Raw genomic sequence first — 22,076 nt, 5'->3', positions numbered from 1 at the left:
TTTAGCAGGTTTTATAGTTCACGCTTTGATACATTTCCAGTAATAGGATCCTTTTATAGGCTCGGGTTTTTAAAGCCCGTAGACGGACGCACAACCTCTTCAACCATGCTGTTTTATAAACGCTTGGAGAGCCATCGATCAGCCCACGGTTACCACTGCGTTAATTAACAGCACCACAATCAACCCCACCACGGCCACAATGGATTGCACCACCGAGATGGTTTTGGTGGCTTCGCCCATGGTCATGCCGAAGGATTCCTTCACCATCCAGAAGCCGGCGTGATTGGCGTAGTTGAAGAAGAGCGAACCGCAGCCGATGGACAACGCCAGCAGTGGCAGGTTGAGTGTAGGGTCTGCGCCAGCCAGGGGTGCCAGCAAGCCGGCAGCGCCGACAATGCCAACAGTCGCCGAGCCGGTGGACACCGACAGCAGCATGGCGATCAGCCAACCCAGTATCAGCGGAGGGAACGCCGATTGCTGGGTAAGGTGCACGATGGCATCGCCCACCTTGGCGCTGGTCAGCAGTTCCTGGAAGGCGCCACCCCCGGCGATGATCATGATGATGGAGGCAATAGGCTTGAGGCTTTTGCCCAGCCCATCGCGCAACTGTTCGGCATCACCCTTGCGAACCAGCACCAAGGCCGCGCCGGCAAACAGCACGCCCAGCAGCATGGCGATCAAGGGATTGCCCAGGAAGCTGGCCAGTTCCAGGGCAGCGGACCCTTTAGGCAGCACCATTTCGGCCACCGCGTGCACCAGCATCAGAATGGCCGGTAGCAAGGCGGCCAGTACACCTAGCCAGACGCTCGGGCGGGCGTGATCAGCGGGGGTTTCAGCAAGGGTGAATTGGTCCAGCAGGGCCTGGTCGGGCTTGGTGTTCATGCGTGGTGAAATAAACGCGCCATACAGCGGCCCGCCCAGGATCATGGCTGGAATCGCTGCCAGAAAACCGTAAAGCATGGTGGGGCCGACCGAGGTCTTGAGGGCCGCAATGGCGGTCAAGGGGCCTGGATGCGGCGGCACCATGCCGTGCATGGCAGCCAATGCGGAGATCACCGGCACACCTACATACACATAGGCCGACCCTTTGAAGCGTGCCTGGGTTTCCAGCTTGCGGGCCACGCTGAAGATCAGCGGCAGCATGATCACCAGGCCCACTTCGAAGAACATGGGAATGCCAATCACAAAGGCCACCATCATCATGGCCCACGGAATCATGCGGTCCGAGGTGCGCCTGAGGATGACTTCGGCGATCTGCTCGGTGACCCCGGCGTCAGCCAGGATCTTGCCTAGCATGGCGCCCAGCGCGATCACCACCCCTACCGCGCCCAGGGTTTTGCCCGCGCCGGTGATCAGATGGGTGACGATGGCGCCCGGCTCCATATGGGTGGCAAAGCCTACCCCGATGGACACCACCAGCAAGGCCAGCAGTGGATGCAGCTTCAAGCGCGATACGATCAATGCAACCAGCACCAGCACGCTGGTCAACGCCGTGAGTAACAGCTGTATATCAAGAGCGGTCATGAAGGAAATCTCGGTTTGGGAGGCTGTGGAACAGCACTCGGCGTTTGAATAGGGGTTCAAGCGTCATACGTGCATACAAGGGTTAAAACCCGAACAGCACGCGGGGCGCGTCAATCAGCAACGCCTGTCGCAGAGGTGATGAGCAACCCAAAGCCTCAAGCTGTGCCACAGCAGTGGGGAAACTCATGTGGTGTTCATGTTGTGTGTGGGGCCAGTCACTGCCCCATACCAGACGCTGGGCACTGAACCGTTGCTCCAGCAGTGCCATGGCCTCACGAGCAAAGGCCAGTTGTTGCTCATCGGTTCCGCCCAAGCGGTACAGGCCGGACACTTTCAGCCACACCTGTTCGTTCGCGCCCAGCGCGAGCACTTGCGCGAAACCTGGATGATGCACGCCCAGAGCTGCGTCCGGGCGGCCGAAGTGGTCGATCACCAGCCGCGCCCCAGAGGGCAGCAACTGGTTGACCAACTCGGGCAGGTCGTCCACGTGCCGATGCAGTTCCACGTGCCAACCGAACTCAGCGATACGGCTGATAAAACGCTTCCACGCAGGATCGCGCAGGTCCGGCATTGCCTTGCCCACCAGGTTCAGGCGAATGCCGACCACGCCTTGGGCCGCCAGGCGCTCCAGTACTACAGGGTTGGTATCAGGTGCCAGCACTACCACCCCGCGTAGCCGCTCCGGGGCCTGGCGCAGGGCTGAAAGCAGGTAGCTGTTGTCAGTGCCCAGGAAACTGGGCTGCACCAGCACCCCATGGCTGAACCCGTGGCGGTGCAGGTGAGCCAGGTACTGGGCCAAGGGGGCATCGTAGCCAGGGGCATATCGGCGCTCCGCCGCAAGGTCGAGATCGCGGGTAAAGACATGGGCATGAGCGTCGATGCCAGTCAGGGGGACAGCAGGGGTATTGGGCATAGGATTCATGGGTGGGTAGTACGAGGTGTCAGTGACGAGGGCACGGGCTGGGTGGGCGAAGGCGCAGGCGTACCCTCCAGGTGGCGACCCCGGGTTTCCGGCAAGCACAGGGCAGCGATAACGGCTACGCCATAGGCAACCCCTGCATCAATGCCGATAGCAGAACCCAGGGACATGGCGTCGCTCATGTGGCCCACCAGAAACGGAAATACAGCCGACAGCACCCGGCCGAAGTTGTAGCAAAACCCGACACCCGCGCCCCGTACGTCGGCTGGGTAGAGCTCGTTGAACAGCGCCCCAAGGCTGGCGGGAATACCTGCGGCGAAGAAGCCGAGGGGGAACCCCAGGAACAGCATCTGGGTGTTGGTCAACGGCAAAAAGACGTAGCACTGCACGGTTATCACGCAACACAGTGCGAACAGCACGATGTTCTTGCGGCGGCCAATGCGGTCGATGGCGTAGCCGCTGGCCACGCACCCGCACCAAAACGCGATGATGATCACCGCGAGATAGCCGCCGGAATTGAGCACTGACAGGTTGCGTTCGGTTTTGAGGAAAGTCGGCAGCCAGGTCATGACCGCGTGATAGCCCCCATGGGCCCCGAGGCCCAGCAGCCCGCCAAACAAGGTGACCCGAAGCAGTTCAGGCCTGAAAATTCCTGCCATGGAGCGAGCGAAACTGTGCGGGATGGCCTGAGCCTGCTTTACCCGCTGGAAACTGTCAGGTTCCTCCACGTGGCGCCGTACCCACAGAATAAGCAACGCGGGCAACAGGCCCACTATGAACATGACCCGCCACGCCATGGCCTGGGGTACAAAGGTGTAGATGAGCGCAAACACACCTACGGCAATCCCCCAACCCACTGCCCAGGCGCTCTGGACAGTGCCCATCACTTTCCCCCGATACCGGGGGTTGATAGTCTCGGCCATCAGTACTGCACCAGCGGCCCATTCACCGCCAATGCCGAACCCCTGCAGCGCTTTTACCACCAACAGCTGGTTGAAGCCCGTGACAAACGCTGACAAGCAAGTGAACAGGGAAAACCACAGGATCATCCACTGAAGCGTGCGCACTCGGCCATAGCGGTCTGACAGGGTGCCGCCCAACCAGCCCCCCAAGGCCGAGGTAATCAGGGTCACGCCACTGATCAGCCCCGCGTCACCTTTGCTCAGGGCGAACGCAGCGATCAGCGCCGGGATTGCCAGACCGAACATCTGCACTTCCAAGGCGTCCAGCGACCATCCGCCGAAACAGGCCCAAAACGTTTTCCGCTCGCGAGGCGTAATCTGGCGATACCAGCCGAACATAGTGCTTATCCTTATGGTTGAACGTGAAGCAGCCCACAAGCGCTGACGGCGGGGTCAGCGGATGTCCACGTGGTAGCGGAAGTGTTCAGCGTGGCCCCGGGAGCGACGCCATTCCAGTGGCGTACCGGCGTAGTCCCGCGCCAGCCGTTCGATGACCACCACAGGGCTGCCCAAGGGCACGTGCAGCAGGCGCGCGTGCACCTCGTCCACGGCATCGGCTGTCAGGGTTTCTTCAGCGAAAGCGACTACTTGCCCGCATACCGTCTCGTAAATGGGGTACAGCAGCGGCCCTTGCTGGCTGAGGTCAATGTCTAGCAGCCCCTGAAAGCGCGCGCGCGCAAGCCAGATGTCCTCCGCCAGCACCGGCTGATCTTCCAGCAGGCGAAGGCGAACGATACGGATCACGGCGGCTTGAGCAGGCAGGCCCAGCGCTTGGGCAACCGCAGACGGTGCGGACAAAGGCTCGATGGACAGGATTCGGCTTTCCGGCACCTGGCGTTCGCCAGCGGCTGACTGGAAGCGGAAAAACCTAAACAGCGAAGAATGGAATTGAGGGCGCCGAACGAAGGTGCCTCGGCCCTGCTGGCGTTCAAGGATGCCTTCGGCAACCAGCGCGTCTACCGCTTTGCGCACGGTGCCAGTGGACAACTGGTGTTCGGCCGACAGTGCGGCTTCAGTAGGAATAGCTTCGCCGGGGCGCCACCGGTTGTTGGCAATCTGCTGGGCCAACTGGTCACGCAGGCGCTGATACAACGGCAGGCGCGCGTCGCTGGGCAGGGAATTCATAGACTTATTCACCTTTTTATATAGTCATCTATATGAATCTAAGGTGAGTATTCGTCGGCCTGCGTGATGGTGTCAAGAGGCCAAGAGCATGAGCAGCGCGGTTAGTAACCGTTCGAAAGCCAGGGCCGGGCGGTATTGTGCTGCGCTGTGGAATCGGTCGCACCGGGCTTATGAAAGGACCTTCAACGCCCGCTCATAAAAGGCTTTTCGCTCAGCCAAACCGTTAAGCCCGCCGTTGATCGCACGGGTAATCGCTTCAGTATTTTTCGCATCAGCCAGCCTGTTCAGGTGGCGTATCGTCCAGTACCAGCCAGCGGACAAGGCAGCATAGCTGGGCTGTTCAAGCAGCTCGGGCGAACCCAGCAGCCGCGGGTCGCCAAACAGGGCCAGGCTGCAAGCCAGGTAATTGTCACGGCCGGTGACCTGAAGCAGCCCCCTGCCACGGTAGGCTTGGCCATCGCCATCTGCCCAAGGGGTATTTCCCAGGCGCTTGGCGAGCGGCCCGGTGTCGTAGCGTGCCAGGTAGCGATCGCTGCCCAACTCGCGTAGGTACAGAAGTTGGCCGGACTCCTGCCCGACCTGCGCAAGAAAGGCACTGACCCTGAGGGGGGTGTCGATGCTGTAACGCGCCATGGCCAGGTTGATCGAGTCCAGGTAAGCGCTAGCGCGCGCTTCTGCCAGCGGGAAGATCTGGCGCAGTTGAAGGTCGGTCAGAGGCATAAGTGCCCCCGGTGTAAAGGCATGGTGGCCAGGGCGTTACAAAAGTGGAGCATGCGGAGGGTCATGGTTTGGGCCCGCCGAACTTGCTTCGGATGATTGACCATAGGTCTGCTGCCTTGATGGCACGGGTAATGGCGGCTACCAGCGACCCTCCAAACGCGCCCAGCAGGAACCCTACCCCTGCCACGCTGCGAGGTTCAACAACGCCGAAGTAGGCGCTCACCATGCCGGTAAGGTAGTGCGCGCAGGCCATGCCCGTGAACAGAAACATCAGCCATGACGTGCAATCGCTCAGGTCTTCCTTGTGCCAACGGCTGGCAACAAGGGCACCGAACAAGCCCGCCATCATCCAGTCAAGCCGGGTGAACATCCGCTGAAAGAAGTCCATACGTCACCTCGCGGCGTGATGCGGAACAGGCCGCCACCGGCCTGCACACTAACAAAGCGTGCAAGACCGGCAGCGGGAGGGATGCCCGGCGGCTGCCGGGCAAGAGGGTGAATCAGCTGGCGGAGAAGTTCCAGTGGCTGATGCGCTTAGCGAAGTACGGCGTGACCAAGGCTACCGTGGCCGCCTGGTCTGAGCGTTCCAGGCTCATCTTCTCGGTGTCGGAACCAGGGCCGGTGATCCACAGCGTACCAGGGACTTGCTTGGTCACCATCAGATCCAGCAGGTTCTTCAATGCCGTGCGGGCCGCGTCAGTGCTGGGGATACCTACCTCACCGATGTAGGTAGCCATTTTGTTCTTGGTGGCATAGTCAAACATGGGTGTGAAGATTCCGTCCGGTGCCTCTTTGGTAAAGACATCGGGCTTTATCTGTGTATTGTCACCGTTGTAGGCGCCACTGGAGCCGCCATCTACGTCTCCGTAGCCGTGTACTTCCCACACAATCGAATTGGCTGGATCTACAATCTTTGCTTGAAGGTCTTTTGAGGCATTTTCCCAGTTGCGAGCGCTCGCATACTGCAAGCCACAGATAAACACAGGTTTCCTGGAGCTGTTGCGCAAGTACTTCAGCACCGTGTTCATGGTGTTGATGTACAGCGTATTCATCCCGTCTGCCGTGATGTAGTCAGTGGCACCGGCAGCAGTCTGTGCATAGGGCTCGTTACCCAGCCCCCAACCCAGCACCATCGGGTCGTCACAGGATTGCACCAGCTTCTGGTGGAAGTTGGCCAGGTGGATGGCCGACCAGGCCGCCCCACTGATGCTGTTGCTGTCGTTGATGAGCACCGGCTCGGTGGCCTTCCAACGGTTGCCCTGGTTACCGGCCTGGTTGGCCGGCAGCAGGCGCCCGGTCATCTTGCCGTTGGCCGTTTCATAGCGCATCAGGCGCATGTAATGGTGCGGGTCCGGAATGATTTTCGCTTCACCGTTGGAGTCTGCGCGAATCCAGCCCAGCAGCTCCTGCCATTTGCTCACAAAGGTGGTATCCAGGCTGGCGCCCTGCCCTGGCAAGCCTTCGTTGGTGAGGTTGATCGCCCGCTGCACTTCGAAAGGGAAGCGAATCAGGCGAACGCCACGCTGCTTCACCCACAGGGTGATGGTGTCGCGGGTAGGCCAGAAGTAATGGGTGCCCGCCTCGCCGGGCACGATCTGCCGAGCGTTGGCATGGGAGCCCAGGTTGATACCCAACAGGGGGATGTTGGTCAGTGTGTTGATACCGGTGCTTGAGTTAGCCATGGTGTGTTGCCTCTTGGTCAGTAGATAGGGAAAGCAGTCGTGCTGCCTGTTCTACGCTCAAGGGCGTTGGCTCGAGGCGCTTGGCCTTCACATGATTCAATGTTCCGCAACGGGAGCATTTGATCTGGAGTTCAGTGAACTCGCCCATTCGAGCGAGCAGTCGGTTGCAGTTGCCACAGCGGCAGTCGTTCAACATGTGGAAAGGTCCTCGCTGTTAATCCCCGCTGGCCTGTGTTCGTATCCAGTGACATCAGGTTACAAGTATAGATTGCGACTTACAAGCTTTTTTTGTAATGATTTCTACAACCCTGAATTGTATAGTGATCGCCATGATCACACTCCATAGCCGCATCGGTACGGCACGCGAACAGAAAGGCCTGAATCAGTCCGAGCTTGCCAGAGCACTTGGGGTGTCCCCTCAAGCTGTGCAAGGTTGGGAAGCAGGCAAGTCAAGCCCTCGGGGCAGCCGGCTGGCTGCGCTCGCTAACTGCCTTGGGGTCTCTGTGGCCTGGCTCATGGTGGGCGGAGACTCCCCAGCGGCCTCTATAGAGCCAAATGTGGAGCCAGGCCCCCCGATTACGTCAGTGGCTCGAAGGATTGAGATTGTGGGAACAGCACAGCTAGGCCCGGAGGGCTTCTGGTTCGAGCTCGATGGCGGCGATGGCCATGTGGAAACCTGGTCCAGGGATGAGGACGCTTACGCCCTGCGCCTGAAAGGGGATTCCATGGCGCCGGCCATACGCAGCGGCTGGGTAGCCGTGTGCGAACCGAACCACCGGCTGGTGCCGGGTGAATATGTGATGGTGACCACCCGGGATGGGCAAAGCATGGTCAAAGAGCTGCTGTTCGAGAACGACGATGGTGTGAGCCTGATGTCGGTGAATTCTGCTTATGGCGACCGCTTGTTCGTGAATTGGCAGGACGTGCAGGCCATTCACTATGTGGGCAACATTCTTGCGCCCAGCAAGATTCTCGGCCGCCTGTAGCGGTTAGCGCTCCCCTTTTCATGTGCCCGCCTTGTGCGGGCTTTTTTGTGCCCTTCAAACTCGCCGTACATCGATACAGCCTAGGCTTGCTTTCAGTGAAGCCTTGGAATACTGTTTATGCATACAGTTATTCGGAGGCTACCATGGCACGTACAGAGACCCGCGCTGCACACACCCCGCCCACCTCGTACGAGCTGATGGGGCTGCGGCTTCAAAAAGTCATCAACTCGTCGGCTTCCCAACTCTCCAGGTCAGCCGTGCTGGAACGTCGGCCTGAAGACCAGGAACAGGATTGGGATCGGCTCATAGAGGAAATTGGCGAGAACGAGCACGTCACTATTCGCCATCGCGGGAATCATTTTCTTACGCTGGTCTGGAGTATGCCTACAGAGCACTGAACACGCTCGGCGGGGCCTATAACGTCTGAACAACTCTACAGCGCCAGGTCTGCAGGTACATCTGGCCCCCCTCCTGTTCATGCCCTATGACCGTAAACGCACGTGTCGACATCGTGTCCACGCGCACATTTACCAAGGGAGGCAGCAGGTGCTGTTGGGTACCTGGAGCAACCAGCACAGCCTGGCGAGCATGGCCGGCCGCGCCCTCACATCTCTTCACCCCTATTTTCAGATCGCCTTGTACCGCTTCGCTTAGTGGTACATCGTTCGGTTCCCGCTTGACACCGTGGGTATACATGCGGATTACTTCGAAGTACATGGTCCTTCCTGTATGTATATCTATACAGTAATTATCCTTCAGGAAAGGGGGAATGGAAACCGCGCTTGGTCGGCCAGGAGTCACTGTGAACCGTTGGAGAAGCTATTGGGAAATCATCGATGACCAAGTGTGCTGCCGTACCTGTGGTGCGCGACAAGGCCTGATAGAAGCTGGGCGCCCGTTCGTACACTACCCCTTCTGCACTGCGAAGATCCCGGCAGCTCAATTGCCGTGGCGGGACCTTGCCTCCATATTGAGGCGTGAAGTGGGGAAGCCTTCCAAGGGCCAAGCAGGTTGAAAGGATAGGGGCAGTGTCCGGCCTGGGAGACATTGCCCAACTCAACACTCGGCGGCTGTACAGTATTGAAATGATCTGCCCGCACGCCCGATGTTCCAAGCTCACACTGTGTGCTTAGTGCCTCGACTGCATCCAGCCAATGATCGTGAATACCAGGCCTGGAATAAGAAGGCCTGGCGCTACGTCGGCCAAGATCCCATGAGCAATCAAGCCCGTCACGCCGGGGCTGAAGCCGCAGATTGCGAGGGGTAGCCCTACTAGAAACATCGAATTCCGGAATGCCCTTTCCACATCGTTTCCTTATCGAACTGACTTTCGATCAATCATAGCTGTAGATGGGAAGCTGATCGAGTCGGCCAGCAAGGTCAGGCCCAGAGTTCTACGGACCGGTGTTGACCCTATTGAAACGGTGGACCGAATTAAATTGTGATGTCACTCATAAGGTCACTAGGCCAAAAACAACAAAACCACCCGAAGGTGGTTAAGTCGTTGAATATATTGGTCGGGGACGGAGGGATTCGAACACTCGACCCCTTGCACCCCATGGGCGCAAGACGCCTCAAACCCCAGTAATTGCTGCACCTTCCAAAGCGTTCGCTGCAATCGAATGTTCATAGGTGCTCAATGCTGCGTGGGAATGTCACGCAAAAGTCACGCCCCCTCCCCGGCACCTCCCGCCGGCACCCTGCCATCCTGGCTGGGTTATCCTACAAGCAAATGTTCATACGCATGGAATACCTGGTGGACGCATGGAAAGCATGCCGGGAAATAATCGATGAGCAGGTCGCATGCCGGGCATGTGGGGCTCGGCAAGATGTGAGAGACGCACGGCGCCCTTTCAGGCACCGGGAGGGATGTGCCGCAGCGATCCAGACAGAGCAAATGCCTTGGCGGGACCTAGCCACCTTTCTCAGAAGGGAACTCTAATAAAACAGGTAAAATTGGATTACCCGCCACTTAGGCGCTTACTTACCATGTCAGACATAGCCTGTAGGCCCCAAGGTTTTGAAATAAACGACGCGCTGGGCGGGAGCTGGTTACCTGTGCCAAAGCAGTAACCGCTTGTGATAATGATTGGAATATTGGGATGTGAACTACACACGAATCCAGCTAAGTCCCAACCATTAATCAAGCCAGGTGTCCTTACATCAGTAAGCAACAGGTCTATCTCTGGACCGAGCTCAAATGCTTTCAGGCCAGCATCAGCCGTATCAAAGGTGCTTATTAAGCGCCCTGGTCCTGATAGCACCTCAAACAACAGCTCGCGTAGAAGCTCTTCGTCTTCCACTACAAAAATGATCTGGAGGGGCGGATCGTTTGATGCAGATAATTGGCTCATCCTTGTTTGACATTGGATAGCGGCATCCAGCATACGAACTGACGAAAGGATGACTTTGTACAGCTTTTAACCTAAAAATCAGTTTGGGCAAGAATTGTACAAGCTTTCCCAGCAAATCTTAAATCTTCCGAAGCCCTAGCTGACTGACCTTGACCTTCGAATCCTGAGAAATGCCCGTGGCCAGGTAGAGCCCCATGCGGCAGGTGATGGACGTTTCGGTCGCGTCGTAGGTATAGCGCTGGGTTTCTAGAGAGCCCTTCCAGTTCGCTGGCATGGTGAAGGGTTCCTGGTACTTGTCCATGGACCGGTAATAGAGGGTCGTCGCTGTACCGGCCACCGGCTTTACAATGATCAGTTCGGCCTCCCAACCCAGGATGCCACGGCTGTTACCGACAATCTCCGGCGCCGACACCATCTCGATCACGTCGTTAACAGACAGGTTCGACAAAGCCACGCTTGCGGTTCCCCACAAGGCTCTCGACCTCTTCCGGACTTTTTAGGAAACCCCGAAAAGTAAGCGAGACCGACCGTTTAATTTTTTGGTCCATACACCCCTTCTCTCCGTGTGAATACCTGCTTTTTACCAACTACTGCCTATGCCCACCGTCAGCTTTGAGTTAGTTGCCGCCGCCCGTGACAGGCCGCTATCGACTGTGGGTGCGTGAGACCTGGGGCGTGATCTTCCACGACTTCGACGAGATTAGCGATAGGGTGGACTGGGTATCGAACCGGCCCGCGAAGCCAATCCGCGAGATGCCGCTCGGGCGCGCCTATTACAGCGGGCATTTGATCTGCCCTGCTAACGGCGATGCAGAATGGGCCAGTGACGATGACGGCGCCGGCATACGCATGAGTGATGACCATGCCCGCCATGGCCGACCTCAACCTCCAGATGTTCGAAGAGATCCAACAGGCCCAGGCGCGTATCGATGCGGCTCTGATGCTGCTGAGGTCAGACCAGGCCTTACCTTCCAGACCATTGCCCAGCTGAGCAAAACGCTGGTTGAAACCCTAGTGCAAACTACATCATCCAGAATTTAACATTCATCCCGGCGATTATCAGTGCAGAAAGGAGCCCCGGATACCCGCGCCACCCCATCATTATGAATAGGAAGCCGTTTAAGAAGATCATTTGCATTGCAATTAGAAAAGGCCAGATATCGCCATTAACGCCCCACTGATAAATCCCTCGCATTAGAAAAATTGCAGAAGCAATGTACATCACTACGCCGTCAACCCTCTTAAAAGCTCGTCTGAAGGTTGTGCCTACGTTGTCTTCTGGTCGAAGCATTGAATCTCCCTTTCCAATGTCGGCTGGTTCACGAAGCCGGTAGTGGCAAGCAATCTATCACCATCATGAACCTGCCGGGGGAACGGTAGGTGAGGTATCCCTATGCTTAATGAAACGCCCATTACGAAAGAGGCAATGCTCTGCGATGTCTTCATGCATGCAATGAACAAGCTCAATGGTTGGACTTGCTATCCCGAGGCCGCAGAGTTCGACATTCTTGCCGTACACGATTACGGGCGGCAGATCAGTGTAGAAGTGAAGCTCAAGCTCTATGCCAAAGTGGTAGAGCAAATCCTGCCTTAGGAACAGGACACGCAACTACCAGAAGGATCATGCGGATGTCGTATGGTCTGAGGTCGAAGCGGACTTGGATATCAGCGAAATTGCGCTGTAGTTTTGCGCGGGTTTTGCGCAGGCACAAAAAAGCCGATCCAAAGGACCGGCTTAACTGTCTGATTTTACTCAGTAATATTGGTCGGGACGGAGTGATTCGAACACTCGACCCCTTGCACCCCATGCAAGTGCGCTACCGGGCTGCGCTACGCCCCGACTAGGCGTTTACCACCTGTTCCCGTTAGCAGCGGGAACGAGGAGAAAGATACCCTAAGCTTTTGAATTACGAAAGCTTTTTCTCCATTTTTTTTCGTTTACTTCTTGAGCACGTGCAACACGTCTTCCAGCTCGCTTATCATCTGGCGAATAAGCTGCTTGTACTGGGTCGTATCATCCTTGGCTTCATCGCCGGAGAGGCGCAGTCGCGCGCCTCCGATAGTGAAACCCTGGTCGTACAGCAAGGCGCGGATCTGCCGGATCATCAGCACGTCCTGGCGCTGGTAATACCGGCGATTGCCGCGACGTTTCACAGGGTTCAGCTGCGGAAATTCCTGTTCCCAGTACCGGAGCACGTGCGGTTTTACCGCACACAAGTCGCTGACTTCACCAATGGTGAAGTAGCGCTTGCCGGGAATGGGCGGGAGCTCGTCGTTATGACTTGGTTCCAGCATAGGCTTCCACTCGGGCCTTCAGCTTCTGCCCTGGACGAAAGGTGACGACACGGCGCGCAGTGATCGGAATTTCTTCACCCGTTTTCGGGTTTCTGCCCGGCCGCTGGCGCTTGTCTCGGAGGTCGAAGTTTCCGAAGCCGGATAGCTTGACCTGTTCGTTGTCTTCGAGCGCGTGCCGGATTTCCTCGAAAAAGAGCTCGACCAATTCCTTGGCCTCGCGCTTGTTCAAACCCAACTCCTCATAAAGACGTTCTGCCATCTCAGCTTTCGTCAGAGCCCCCATACGTCACTTCCTTAACGTGGCGTTCAACCTTTGTTCGAGCGAGGTGAGGATATGCGAAGTGGTCGAGTTCACCTCATCGTCGTTAAGAGTGCGCGATGGATGCTGCCAGGTCAAGCCAACGGCAAGGCTTTTTCTATGCGGATCAATACCTTTACCTTGGTAGACATCAAACAGCCTGAGGTCTGTCATCCACTCGCCAGCGCACTCCCGGATCACAGCCAGCGCCGCTTCGCTGGAGACCGTTTGATCGACTATCAAGGCGATATCGCGACGAACTTCAGGGAAACGAGACAGCTCTTTGAACGCAGGCAACCGCCCTTCTACTACCGCTTCCAATACCAGCTCGAACACATAGACCGTGCGATCCAGCCCTAGTTTCTTTTGCAGCTGAGGGTGCAGTGCGCCCAGGAAACCTACCTCTCGGCCATCACGCTCGATCCGCGCGGTCTGGCCAGGATGCAAGGCCGGGTGGCTGCCCGGTACAAAGTTGAAACTGGCCAAAGCGCCCGCGTGCCCCAACACCGCTTCAACGTCCGCCTTGATGTCGAAGAAATCGACCTTGGCATCGCCTTGGGCCCACCCTTCTGGTAGCCGGCTCCCGCATACCACACCGGCCAGCATAGGCTCCTGTTTGAGGTCGCCCAACTGGCCCACGAACCTTAGGCCACTTTCGAACAGGCGCACACGGGTTTGCTGGCGGTTGAGGTTGTGCTGAAGGGCCTGAACCAAACCGGGCCATAGCGACACGCGCATAGCGGCCATGTCCGAGGAGATAGGATTGGCCAAGGTCAATGGTACAACGCCAGGGTTGAACAGCTCGAACTGCTTGGGATCAATGAAGCTGTAGGTGATCGCCTCTTGATAGCCTCGAGCAACGAGCAACCGGCGCAGGGCCGGCAATTCAGCCTTAGCTTCCGTACGCAGCTGCGGCGCTAGGCGTGCCTGCGGGTAACGGACCGGCAAGCGGTTATAGCCGTACAACCGACCTAGCTCTTCGATCAGGTCCACTTCCAGGCTGAGGTCGAAGCGGTGGCTAGGCACCGTCACCGTCCACTGCCCTGCCCCGTTGGCAACAACGCCCAGGTCCAGGCCCTTGAGCAGACCCTCGATAGTGGCCTCCCCCATGTCCAGCCCTAGCATCTGCTCCACCCGGTCTGCTCGCAGGGTAATAGGTGCAATATGCGGCAGATGCGCTTCGCTGCTGACGTCTACCACCGGGCCTGCTTCGCCGCCGGTGATTTCCAGCAGCAATGCTGTGGCACGCTCCATGGCTTCACGGGCAAGGTTGAAATCCACACCACGCTCGTAACGGTGCGAAGCGTCGGTGTGCAGCCCATAGGAGCGAGCCTTGCCCGCCACGGAGACAGGCTCGAAGAAAGCACTTTCCAAGAACAGGTCGCGGGTTTTCTGGGTGCTAACACCACTGTGTTCGCCGCCCATCACACCGGCGATGGCCAAGGCACGCTGGTGGTCAGCGATAACAAGGGTATCGCTGCGCAGGGTGACCTCCTGGCCATCGAGCAGCACCAACTTCTCGCCCTCTTCGGCCATGCGCACACGGATGCCGCCATTGATCTCGTCAAGGTCGAACGCATGCATGGGCTGCCCAAGTTCAAGCATCACGTAGTTCGTGATATCCACTGCGGCATCAATGCTGCGTACCTCAGCACGGCGCAGGCGCTCAACCATCCACAGCGGCGTAGGGCGGGCAAGGTCCACGTTGCGTATCACGCGGCCCAGGTAACGCGGGCAGGCGGCAGGCGCCAGTACCTCGACCGGGCGTATATCCTCGATAGCAGGCGGTACAACAGGCACTGCAGGGCGGCTGACCGGGGCTGCATAGAGTGCCCCCACTTCACGGGCCAGGCCGGCCAGGGACAGGCAGTCGCCACGGTTAGGCGTAAGCCCCAGCTCGATGATCACGTCTTCGAGGGCAAGGTACTCACGGATGTCTGTACCCACCGGCGCGTCCGTCGGCAGCTCGAACAAGCCATCGTTGCCCTCGCCTACCTGTAGCTCGGCTTGAGAGCACAGCATGCCGTTGGATTCGACACCGCGCAGCTTGGCCTTCTTGATCTTGAAGTCGCCCGGCAGCGCTGCACCGATCATGGCGAACGGAATTTTAAGGCCGGGGCGCACATTGGGCGCGCCACACACGACCTGGAACGTCTCGCTGCCGTTGCTGACCTGACACACCCGCAGCTTGTCTGCGTCCGGGTGTTGCTCGGTGCTCAGCACCTCGCCCACAACCACGCCACTGAACGTGCCGGCTACCGGTGTAACACTGTCGACTTCCAAGCCGGCCATAGACAGGCGCGCCACCAGGTCGTCACGGGATACCTGCGGGCTCACCCAGCCACGCAGCCATTGTTCACTGAATTTCATGCTGTTCTCCTGAAAGGGCTGCTATGGCTAGCGAAATTGCGCGAGGAATCGCAAGTCATTGTCGAAGAACAAGCGCAGGTCATTCACACCATACCGCAGCATGGCCAGGCGCTCGGCACCCATGCCAAAGGCAAAACCGGAGAATTCCTCAGGGTCGATGCCGGACATACGCAGCACGTTCGGGTGAACCATGCCGCACCCCATCACTTCCAGCCAGCCGGTCTGCTTGCATACGCGGCAGCCACGGCCGCTGCAGATCACACACTGGATGTCCACTTCTGCAGACGGTTCGGTGAAGGGGAAGAACGATGGGCGGAACCGCACCGCCAGCTCTTTTTCGAAGAACACACGAAGAAACTCTTCAATGGTGCCCTTGAGGTCCGCGAAGTTGATGTCGCGGTCGATCAGCAGCCCTTCCACCTGATGAAACATCGGGGAATGGGTCAGGTCCGAGTCGCAGCGGTAAACACGACCAGGGCAGACAATGCGAATGGGCGGCTGCGTAGCTTCCATAGTCCGCACCTGAACAGGGGACGTGTGGGTACGCAGCAGCATGTTGGCATTGAAATAGAAGGTGTCGTGCATGGCACGGGCCGGGTGATGACCCGGAATGTTTAACGCCTCGAAGTTGTGATAATCGTCTTCGACTTCAGGCCCTTCGGCGATGCCGTAGCCAATGTGCGTGAAGAACTGCTCGATGCGTTCGAGCGTACGGGTGATAGGATGAAGCCCGCCACTGGCCTGGCCACGCCCTGGCAAGGTGACGTCAATTTGCTCTGCAGCCAATTGCGCATCAAGGGCGGCCGCCTCAAAGGCTGCCATACGGCCATTGAGCACATCGCTCACACGCTCCTTGGCTTCGTTGACCAGCGCGCCGACCTTTGGCCGTTCCTCGGCCGGCAGGTTGCCCAGGGTTTTCATCACCTGGGTCAGTTCGCCTTTCTTGCCAAGGTAATTAACCCGGATCTGCTCCAGGGCGTTGATGTCTTGCGCATTGTGCACGGCCTCCAAAGCTTGGCTGACCAGCGCATCCAGGTTTTCCATGTACAGGCTCCAGATACAAAATAGGGGAAGAGCGCAGGCCCTTCCCCTATTTAAAAACGTTCTACACCGCTACCAGCCGTAACCAGCAGCGGTGATTGCCGGGGGTACTCAAGCCAGTGAGGCTTTAGCCTTCTCGACAATGGCAGCAAACGCTGCTTTCTCGTTCACTGCCAGATCAGCCAGTACCTTACGGTCGATCTCGATGGCAGCCTTTTTCAGGCCAGCGATCAAACGGCTGTAGGACAGGCCGTTGGTACGAGCACCAGCATTGATACGGGCAATCCACAGAGCGCGGAACTGACGCTTCTTCTGACGACGATCTCGGTAGGCGTACTGACCAGCCTTGATGACGGCTTGCTTGGCAACACGGAAGACGCGCGAGCGTGCACCGTAGTAGCCTTTGGCAAGTTTCAGAATTTTCTTGTGACGCTTACGGGCAATGACGCCACGCTTAACACGAGCCATGAGTTATATCCTCTATCTTTGACCGAAACGGAATCAACGAACGCGCAGCATGCGCTCCACTTTTGCAACGTCAGACGGGTGCAGCAGGCTGCTACCACGCAGTTGACGCTTACGCTTGGTGGACATCTTGGTCAGGATGTGGCTCTTGAAAGCGTGTTTGTGTTTGAAGCCGGAAGCGGTTTTCAGGAAACGCTTCGCGGCGCCACTTTTGGTTTTCATCTTTGGCATGTTCGGTACTCCGCATTCAATGAATTAACATAACCACAAGGCCTGCCGTGCCCTGGAGGTTACTTCTTGCGTTTGGGGGCGATGACCATCAACAGCTGGCGTCCCTCCATCTTAGGCTGCTGTTCAACGGCGCCGTATTCGGCAAGGTCAGCTTCAACCCGCTTCAACAGCTCCATGCCCAGCTCCTGGTGGGCCATCTCACGACCACGGAACCTCAACGAGATTTTGGCCTTGTCCCCATCACTCAGGAAACGTACCAGGTTGCGCAGTTTTACCTGGTAATCCCCTTCTTCCGTCCCTGGACGAAACTTGATTTCTTTGATCTGGATCTGCTTCTGGTTCTTCTTGGCTTCGTTGGCCTGCTTCTTCTTCTCGAAGAGGTGCTTGCCGTAGTCCATGACCTTGCAGACAGGCGGTTGCGCGTCTGCAGAGATCTCTACCAGGTCCAGCTTCGCTTCTTCAGCGATACGAAGCGCTTCATCAATCGAGACGATGCCAAGCTGATCGCCGTCAGCACCGATTAACCGGACCTCACGGGCCGTGATATTCTCGTTGATCGGTGCCTTGGGCGCAGTTCGTTTATCCTGTCTCATTTCACGCTTAATAATGATTACTCCAAATCTTGGCGACCACGCCGGGAAACCGCCTGCGCAAGGTGCTTCTGGAAGTCCTCGACCGGCATGGAGCCAAGATCGGTACCTTCACGTGTGCGCACGGCGACAGTTCGCGTCTCTACTTCACGGTCCCCGATGACAAGCATGAACGGTACCTTGAGCAGAGTATGCTCACGGATTTTAAAGCCAATTTTCTCGTTTCTCAAGTCCGACTTGGCACGGAACCCGCTATTGACAAGAATTCCTTCAACTTCCCGGGCAAATTCGGCCTGGTTGTCGGTGATATTCATGATCACAGCCTGGGTAGGCGCCAGCCAGGCTGGGAATACACCGGCGTAGTGCTCGATCAGCATACCGATGAAACGCTCGAACGAGCCGAGGATGGCACGGTGCAGCATCACCGGGCGCTTGCGGCCATTGTCTTCGGCAATGTAGTTCGCGTCCAGGCGATCCGGCAGGTTGGGGTCGTACTGCAAGGTGCCGCACTGCCAGCTCCGCCCCAGGCAATCCTTGAGCGTAAACTCGATTTTCGGCCCATAGAACGCCCCTTCGCCCGGCAGGTATTCCCACTCCAGGCCCGATTCATTCAATGCGTCGGCCAGGGCTGTTTCAGCGCGGTCCCACAGCTCCTCGGAACCTACCCGCTTGGCCGGGCGAGTGGAGAGCTTCATGGTCACATCGGAGAAACCGAAGTCCTCGTAAACCTTGAGGGTAAGCCTGATGAAATCGGCCGCTTCACGCTTTACCTGCTCTTCCGTGCAGAAGATGTGCGCATCGTCTTGGGTAAAACCACGCACGCGCATGATGCCGTGCAAAGCGCCGGAGGGTTCGTTGCGGTGGCACGAACCAAACTCCGCCATGCGCAATGGCAAGTCGCGGTAGGACTTCAAGCCCTGGTTGAAGATCTGCACGTGGCACGGGCAGTTCATGGGCTTGACGGCGTAGTCGCGATTTTCCGAGGACGTGGTGAACATGTTCTCGGCATAGTTGGACCAATGCCCAGAGCGCTCCCACAGCACGCGATCCACCACCTGTGGGGTTTTCACCTCCACATAGTTGTTTTCGCGTTGAACCTGGCGCATGTACTGCTCAAGCACCTGATAGATGGTCCACCCATTGGGGTGCCAGAAGACCATCCCCGGCGCTTCTTCCTGAAGGTGGAAGAGGTCTAGCTGCTTGCCGATACGGCGATGGTCGCGTTTCTCGGCTTCTTCAATACGCTGGATGTAGGCAGCGAGCTGCTTCTTGTCGGCCCAGGCGGTACCGTACACGCGCTGCAGTTGCTCGTTTTTCGCATCGCCGCGCCAGTAGGCCCCGGACAGCTTGGTGAGCTTGAAAGACTTGAGGAAACGGGTGTTGGGCACGTGAGGGCCACGGCACATGTCCACGTACTCTTCGTGGTAGTACAGCCCCATGGCGGTTTCTTCCGGCATGTCCTCTACAAGGCGCAGCTTGTAGTCTTCGCCACGGGCCTTGAACACCTCGATTACTTCGGCACGCGGGGTCATCTTCTTGATGACGTCATATTCGGTGTCGATCAACTCACGCATGCGCGCTTCGATCGCCGCCATGTCATCCGGCGTGAAAGGTCGTTCGTAGGCAATATCGTAATAAAACCCTTCTTCGATAACCGGGCCGATCACCATCTTTGCAGTGGGATACAGCTGCTTGACGGCATGACCCACCAAGTGAGCGCAGGAGTGACGGATGATTTCCAGCCCCTCTTCGTCCTTGGGGGTGATGATCTGGAGCCTGGCATCGTTTCGAATGACATCACTGGCATCCACAAGCGTGCCATCCACCTTGCCAGCGACCGTTGCCTTGGCAAGGCCTGCGCCGATGGATGCGGCCACGTCTGACACGGATACCGGGTGATCGAACGAACGTTGACTGCCGTCAGGAAGAGTAATAGTGGGCATGGCGCCTCCTCTCCTAGTGGTGACCCCTACCAAAGGTCACGTGGGTTGGGATGAGCCAGTACAGGATTCGGTGGTATGCCTGCCTCACAGTGGCAGGAGCCAATGGCCAACCAGGAACCGAACCGGAGTGACTGGAAATGAACAAAAACCGCCTTCTTGAGCGGGCGCTTATCCTAGCATGATTGATAACCAGGCCTGGGAGATTCGTCACCTGCTGGAAGGCCTGCCGTTCATGACCTGCATTCAGGCTGAACTTGAGCAGGCTGCTCGCCTCGAAAAGGCATACCGCTTGGCGGTTTTTCACCCGTTCAACGTTTCACCTGCCCATCCAGGAGTCCCCCATGCGCGTTCTTCCATTACTGACCATGACCCTTCCACTGGCAATGCTGGTGCCGCTAGCGGCGCAGGCTGCATGGCCTGAGGGTGCGCGCCAGCAGTACATGAGCGACTGCGTCGCCACAGCTACGCAGACCGTGAGCAAGGAAAAAGCGACGGCTCACTGCGAGTGCGGCGCCCAAGTGATCGACAAAAAATTCAGCACAGCGGAAATCCAGCAACTCATGAGCAAGGCCCCACCGCCCACGGTTGCGTTGCGTGACCGCCTGCAGCAGGAAGTGGCCGTTTGCAAGGCCAAATCCTGATATCCATGTGGCCAACCGGCGTCAAAGAGTCGCCGCCCAAGCAGAAAAACGATGGGTTTTAGGAAAATCTCAGCTTTTTTAACGTCTACGGGGTTACCAAACCTCAGATTGTGTCTATGATGGCTCCGTACCCGTTCGGTTGAACGGTACCCGTACTAGATACTTATGTTTCCTGGAGATACACCCCATGTCCAATCGCCAAACCGGCACCGTCAAATGGTTCAACGATGAGAAGGGCTTCGGCTTCATCACCCCCCAGGGCGGTGGCGATGACCTGTTCGTTCACTTCAAAGCGATCGAATCTGATGGTTTCAAAAGCCTGAAAGAAGGCCAGACCGTTTCTTTCGTGGCTGAGAAAGGCCAGAAAGGGATGCAGGCCGCGCAGGTTCGTGGCGAGTAAGACTCCGCCGCCTACAGTGCCGAAAGAGCCCGCCTGGGAAGCCGCATGATGCGGTCGACCTGGCGGGCTTTTTCTTTGCCTTGAAACAGGCTAGCGATCAGCCGCAGGTGGCACGAACGATCTTGCCCGTTTCGTCTGCATTAAGGTTCAGACGTTCCGAACGGTAGTCCATGGTTACTGCATCGTGCGGGCCAAGCACCCGTGCCATCAGCGACCCGGACTTCACCCTGGCCTGTTCCAGCAATGCCTGGGAAGCCTGCTGGCCGACGGCAAACTGCGCGGCTTGCGAGTCGCAGCGCCCCATTTCCACTGATGGCCCAGCTACGCCTGCGGCATCAGCCTGTGGTGCCTTATGCTCTGACGTGGCGCAAGCACTCAATGCCGCTGCGGCCAGAAACGCCAGCCCACCTTTACCCAAACCCATGAAGCCTCCTCATTTTTTAAAACAATGCCCACCTGCGACCGTTGGCAACCTGAGAGGTTGCACGCGCAGTGTGCCTGTTGGCTGAGGCAGGCGACCTGGAAAAAGGTCACAGGATATTTCGCAGGAGGGGTCCGCAGTGGCGGGCGTGCTCCATACAGCGCTTGAACTCAGGGCAGCCTGACAAGGCTCGCCTTCAGCAAGGCGAAAAAGCCTTCACTGTCTGCATCGATTATCCAGTTCACTTGCCCCTCGGCTGAGGCGCCTGCCTCCAAGGGCTGTGTTTGCCCGAACGCGTCTCCCTCTTCGCACACCACGGCCATGTTGGCCGCACGGCCTTGATAAATGGCAGGGTTGAGCAGCCATGCAATAACGTTAGCGTCATGCACGGGGCCGCCGGGCAGCCCGTACCGCTGCATGTCATGGCTGATGTAGGAGGCCACAACATCAGCCACCCGCTCTCCTGCCCGAGTACCCAACGCGCGAATCTCCGCCAGGCGATCGTGGCTGGTCAGCACCTTATGGGTCACGTCCAGCGGGATGTAGACCAGTGGGAGGCCACTGGCCAAGACTTCAGCCGCCGCATGGGGATCGGCGAATAGATTGAATTCAGCCAGAGGTGTGATATTACCCGGGTTGAACCAGGCACCGCCCATGATCACGACCTGTTTCAGCCCACGGGCTGCCGCCGGCGACTGTCGCAAGGCCAGGGCAAGGTTAGTCTGTGGCCCTAGCATGGCGAGCGTGATGCTCCCAGGCGCAGCAGCCTCCAAGGTGCGCACCAGGTAATCCACCGCATGCTCGCTGGCCGCGCCTTCGGCAGGCGTGTGCACAACGCCCTGGGGCAAGCCTTCGCTTCCGTGAACGTGCTCGGCATACAGGGGCGTACGCACCAAGGGACGGTCTGCCCCTGCATAGACAGGCACGTCACCGCGGCGTGCCCATTCCCGTGCCAGGCAGGCATTGCGCGTGGTCTTGGCCAGTGGCACATTGCCTGCCACGGTGGTAATGGCCAGCAGATTCAGGCGCTCAGGATTCGCCATGGCGAGGAGCAACGCCACGACGTCGTCCACGCCCGGGTCGGTATCGATAATCAGGTCAAGCATAGG

The 22,076-nt window shown here is 58.0% G+C and carries 26 protein-coding genes, 1 tRNA gene and 1 pseudogene; 7 read left to right on the top strand and 21 right to left on the bottom strand.

Translation table 11 applies throughout. The features are described from left to right. Positions 1-138: 138 nt before the first annotated feature. From ACSAMW_RS01210 to ACSAMW_RS01175, 8 genes are all read right to left on the bottom strand, one after another. Positions 139-1,524 carry a GntP family permease gene (locus ACSAMW_RS01210; RefSeq protein WP_500592284.1) on the bottom strand — a complete coding sequence of 462 codons (1,386 nt, stop codon included), beginning with the start codon at positions 1,522-1,524 and terminating at the stop codon, positions 139-141. An 82-nt stretch (positions 1,525-1,606) separates the two neighbouring features. Continuing rightward, the gene (locus tag ACSAMW_RS01205; RefSeq protein ID WP_500592283.1) at positions 1,607-2,437 is read right to left on the bottom strand and encodes an amidohydrolase family protein; all 831 of its coding nucleotides are present in this window, start codon (positions 2,435-2,437) and stop codon (positions 1,607-1,609) included. A 5-nt stretch (positions 2,438-2,442) separates the two neighbouring features. Beyond that, on the bottom strand, positions 2,443-3,744 hold the full coding sequence (locus ACSAMW_RS01200; RefSeq protein WP_500592282.1) for an MFS transporter: 1,302 nt from the start codon (positions 3,742-3,744) through the stop codon (positions 2,443-2,445). Positions 3,745-3,798: 54 nt separating this feature from the next. Continuing rightward, positions 3,799-4,530, bottom strand: a complete 732-nt coding sequence (locus ACSAMW_RS01195; protein ID WP_500592281.1) for a GntR family transcriptional regulator — start codon at positions 4,528-4,530, stop codon at positions 3,799-3,801. A gap of 168 nt (positions 4,531-4,698) precedes the next feature. Next, positions 4,699-5,250 (bottom strand): glycoside hydrolase family 19 protein, encoded by a 552-nt coding sequence (locus ACSAMW_RS01190; protein WP_500592280.1) that lies wholly within the window; start codon positions 5,248-5,250, stop codon positions 4,699-4,701. Between the two features lie 61 nt (positions 5,251-5,311). Further along, positions 5,312-5,638 carry an MFS transporter gene (locus ACSAMW_RS01185; protein ID WP_500592279.1) on the bottom strand — a complete coding sequence of 109 codons (327 nt, stop codon included), beginning with the start codon at positions 5,636-5,638 and terminating at the stop codon, positions 5,312-5,314. Positions 5,639-5,750: 112 nt separating this feature from the next. Next, positions 5,751-6,932 carry a cellulase family glycosylhydrolase gene (locus tag ACSAMW_RS01180; RefSeq protein WP_500592278.1) on the bottom strand — a complete coding sequence of 394 codons (1,182 nt, stop codon included), beginning with the start codon at positions 6,930-6,932 and terminating at the stop codon, positions 5,751-5,753. Then, entirely contained in the window at positions 6,925-7,128 is a 204-nt protein-coding gene (locus ACSAMW_RS01175) for a Com family DNA-binding transcriptional regulator (RefSeq protein ID WP_500592277.1), read from the bottom strand. Before ACSAMW_RS01175 ends, ACSAMW_RS01180 begins: the two co-directional genes overlap by 8 nt. A 133-nt stretch (positions 7,129-7,261) precedes the next feature. Here ACSAMW_RS01175 and ACSAMW_RS01170 point away from each other — a divergent pair, with 133 nt between their 5' ends. The 3 genes from ACSAMW_RS01170 to ACSAMW_RS01160 all read left to right on the top strand — a co-directional run bounded on the left by ACSAMW_RS01170 (position 7,262) and on the right by ACSAMW_RS01160 (position 8,933). Continuing rightward, positions 7,262-7,918 carry a helix-turn-helix domain-containing protein gene (locus tag ACSAMW_RS01170; RefSeq protein WP_500592276.1) on the top strand — a complete coding sequence of 219 codons (657 nt, stop codon included), beginning with the start codon at positions 7,262-7,264 and terminating at the stop codon, positions 7,916-7,918. Between the two features lie 143 nt (positions 7,919-8,061). Then, positions 8,062-8,316, top strand: a complete 255-nt coding sequence (locus tag ACSAMW_RS01165) for a DUF1654 domain-containing protein (RefSeq protein ID WP_500592275.1) — start codon at positions 8,062-8,064, stop codon at positions 8,314-8,316. A 404-nt stretch (positions 8,317-8,720) separates the two neighbouring features. Beyond that, complete coding sequence (locus ACSAMW_RS01160) at positions 8,721-8,933, top strand: hypothetical protein (protein WP_500592274.1); 213 nt, start codon at positions 8,721-8,723, stop codon at positions 8,931-8,933. Positions 8,934-9,879: 946 nt separating this feature from the next. Here ACSAMW_RS01160 and ACSAMW_RS01155 read toward each other — a convergent pair. Then, positions 9,880-10,272 (bottom strand): response regulator, encoded by a 393-nt coding sequence (locus tag ACSAMW_RS01155; RefSeq protein ID WP_500592273.1) that lies wholly within the window; start codon positions 10,270-10,272, stop codon positions 9,880-9,882. A 118-nt stretch (positions 10,273-10,390) separates the two neighbouring features. Beyond that, a pseudogene (locus ACSAMW_RS01150) lies at positions 10,391-10,735 on the bottom strand (SGNH/GDSL hydrolase family protein); the annotation flags it as partial. Between the two features lie 399 nt (positions 10,736-11,134). Here ACSAMW_RS01150 and ACSAMW_RS01145 point away from each other — a divergent pair. Then, positions 11,135-11,263 (top strand): hypothetical protein, encoded by a 129-nt coding sequence (locus ACSAMW_RS01145; protein ID WP_500592272.1) that lies wholly within the window; start codon positions 11,135-11,137, stop codon positions 11,261-11,263. A gap of 453 nt (positions 11,264-11,716) precedes the next feature. Then, positions 11,717-11,866 (top strand): hypothetical protein, encoded by a 150-nt coding sequence (locus ACSAMW_RS01140; protein ID WP_500592271.1) that lies wholly within the window; start codon positions 11,717-11,719, stop codon positions 11,864-11,866. 169 nt (positions 11,867-12,035) lie between these two features. Here ACSAMW_RS01140 and ACSAMW_RS01135 read toward each other — a convergent pair. The 9 genes from ACSAMW_RS01135 to thrS all read right to left on the bottom strand — a co-directional run bounded on the left by ACSAMW_RS01135 (position 12,036) and on the right by thrS (position 19,505). Then, positions 12,036-12,112, bottom strand: a tRNA-Pro gene (locus tag ACSAMW_RS01135). A gap of 98 nt (positions 12,113-12,210) precedes the next feature. Further along, the gene (locus ACSAMW_RS01130) at positions 12,211-12,567 is read right to left on the bottom strand and encodes a MerR family transcriptional regulator (protein WP_168080663.1); all 357 of its coding nucleotides are present in this window, start codon (positions 12,565-12,567) and stop codon (positions 12,211-12,213) included. Next, on the bottom strand, positions 12,548-12,850 hold the full coding sequence (gene ihfA, locus ACSAMW_RS01125) for an integration host factor subunit alpha (RefSeq protein ID WP_002553164.1): 303 nt from the start codon (positions 12,848-12,850) through the stop codon (positions 12,548-12,550). Before ihfA ends, ACSAMW_RS01130 begins: the two co-directional genes overlap by 20 nt. A gap of 3 nt (positions 12,851-12,853) precedes the next feature. Then, on the bottom strand, positions 12,854-15,235 hold the full coding sequence (gene pheT / locus ACSAMW_RS01120) for a phenylalanine--tRNA ligase subunit beta (RefSeq protein ID WP_500592270.1): 2,382 nt from the start codon (positions 15,233-15,235) through the stop codon (positions 12,854-12,856). Between the two features lie 27 nt (positions 15,236-15,262). Next, the gene (gene pheS, locus ACSAMW_RS01115) at positions 15,263-16,279 is read right to left on the bottom strand and encodes a phenylalanine--tRNA ligase subunit alpha (RefSeq protein WP_500592269.1); all 1,017 of its coding nucleotides are present in this window, start codon (positions 16,277-16,279) and stop codon (positions 15,263-15,265) included. Between the two features lie 108 nt (positions 16,280-16,387). After that, entirely contained in the window at positions 16,388-16,744 is a 357-nt protein-coding gene (gene rplT, locus ACSAMW_RS01110) for a 50S ribosomal protein L20 (RefSeq protein WP_040262863.1), read from the bottom strand. A gap of 33 nt (positions 16,745-16,777) precedes the next feature. Next, on the bottom strand, positions 16,778-16,972 hold the full coding sequence (gene rpmI, locus ACSAMW_RS01105; protein ID WP_009394045.1) for a 50S ribosomal protein L35: 195 nt from the start codon (positions 16,970-16,972) through the stop codon (positions 16,778-16,780). A gap of 59 nt (positions 16,973-17,031) precedes the next feature. Further along, positions 17,032-17,583, bottom strand: coding sequence for a translation initiation factor IF-3 (gene infC, locus ACSAMW_RS01100; RefSeq protein ID WP_500593932.1), 552 nt, complete (start codon positions 17,581-17,583; stop codon positions 17,032-17,034). After that, complete coding sequence (thrS, locus tag ACSAMW_RS01095; protein WP_500592268.1) at positions 17,583-19,505, bottom strand: threonine--tRNA ligase; 1,923 nt, start codon at positions 19,503-19,505, stop codon at positions 17,583-17,585. The genes infC and thrS overlap by 1 nt, the downstream gene beginning before the upstream one ends. A gap of 341 nt (positions 19,506-19,846) precedes the next feature. Between thrS and ACSAMW_RS01090 the strand changes: the two genes are divergently transcribed. Together ACSAMW_RS01090 and ACSAMW_RS01085 are read left to right on the top strand one after the other, a co-directional pair. Further along, entirely contained in the window at positions 19,847-20,146 is a 300-nt protein-coding gene (locus ACSAMW_RS01090) for a hypothetical protein (protein ID WP_500592267.1), read from the top strand. Positions 20,147-20,333: 187 nt separating this feature from the next. Next, complete coding sequence (locus tag ACSAMW_RS01085; protein WP_003234260.1) at positions 20,334-20,546, top strand: cold-shock protein; 213 nt, start codon at positions 20,334-20,336, stop codon at positions 20,544-20,546. A 97-nt stretch (positions 20,547-20,643) separates the two neighbouring features. On the opposite strand, the gene ACSAMW_RS01080 is transcribed toward ACSAMW_RS01085, so the two are convergent. Further along, positions 20,644-20,970 carry an I78 family peptidase inhibitor gene (locus ACSAMW_RS01080; RefSeq protein ID WP_500592266.1) on the bottom strand — a complete coding sequence of 109 codons (327 nt, stop codon included), beginning with the start codon at positions 20,968-20,970 and terminating at the stop codon, positions 20,644-20,646. 167 nt (positions 20,971-21,137) lie between these two features. Continuing rightward, complete coding sequence (locus ACSAMW_RS01075; RefSeq protein WP_500592265.1) at positions 21,138-22,073, bottom strand: nucleoside hydrolase; 936 nt, start codon at positions 22,071-22,073, stop codon at positions 21,138-21,140. Positions 22,074-22,076 lie beyond the last annotated feature (3 nt).

This window comes from Pseudomonas sp. AB39(2026), assembly GCF_059831485.1.
The sequence above is the reverse complement of the archived record's forward strand: the minus strand, read 5'-3'. Positions and strand labels throughout refer to the sequence as shown.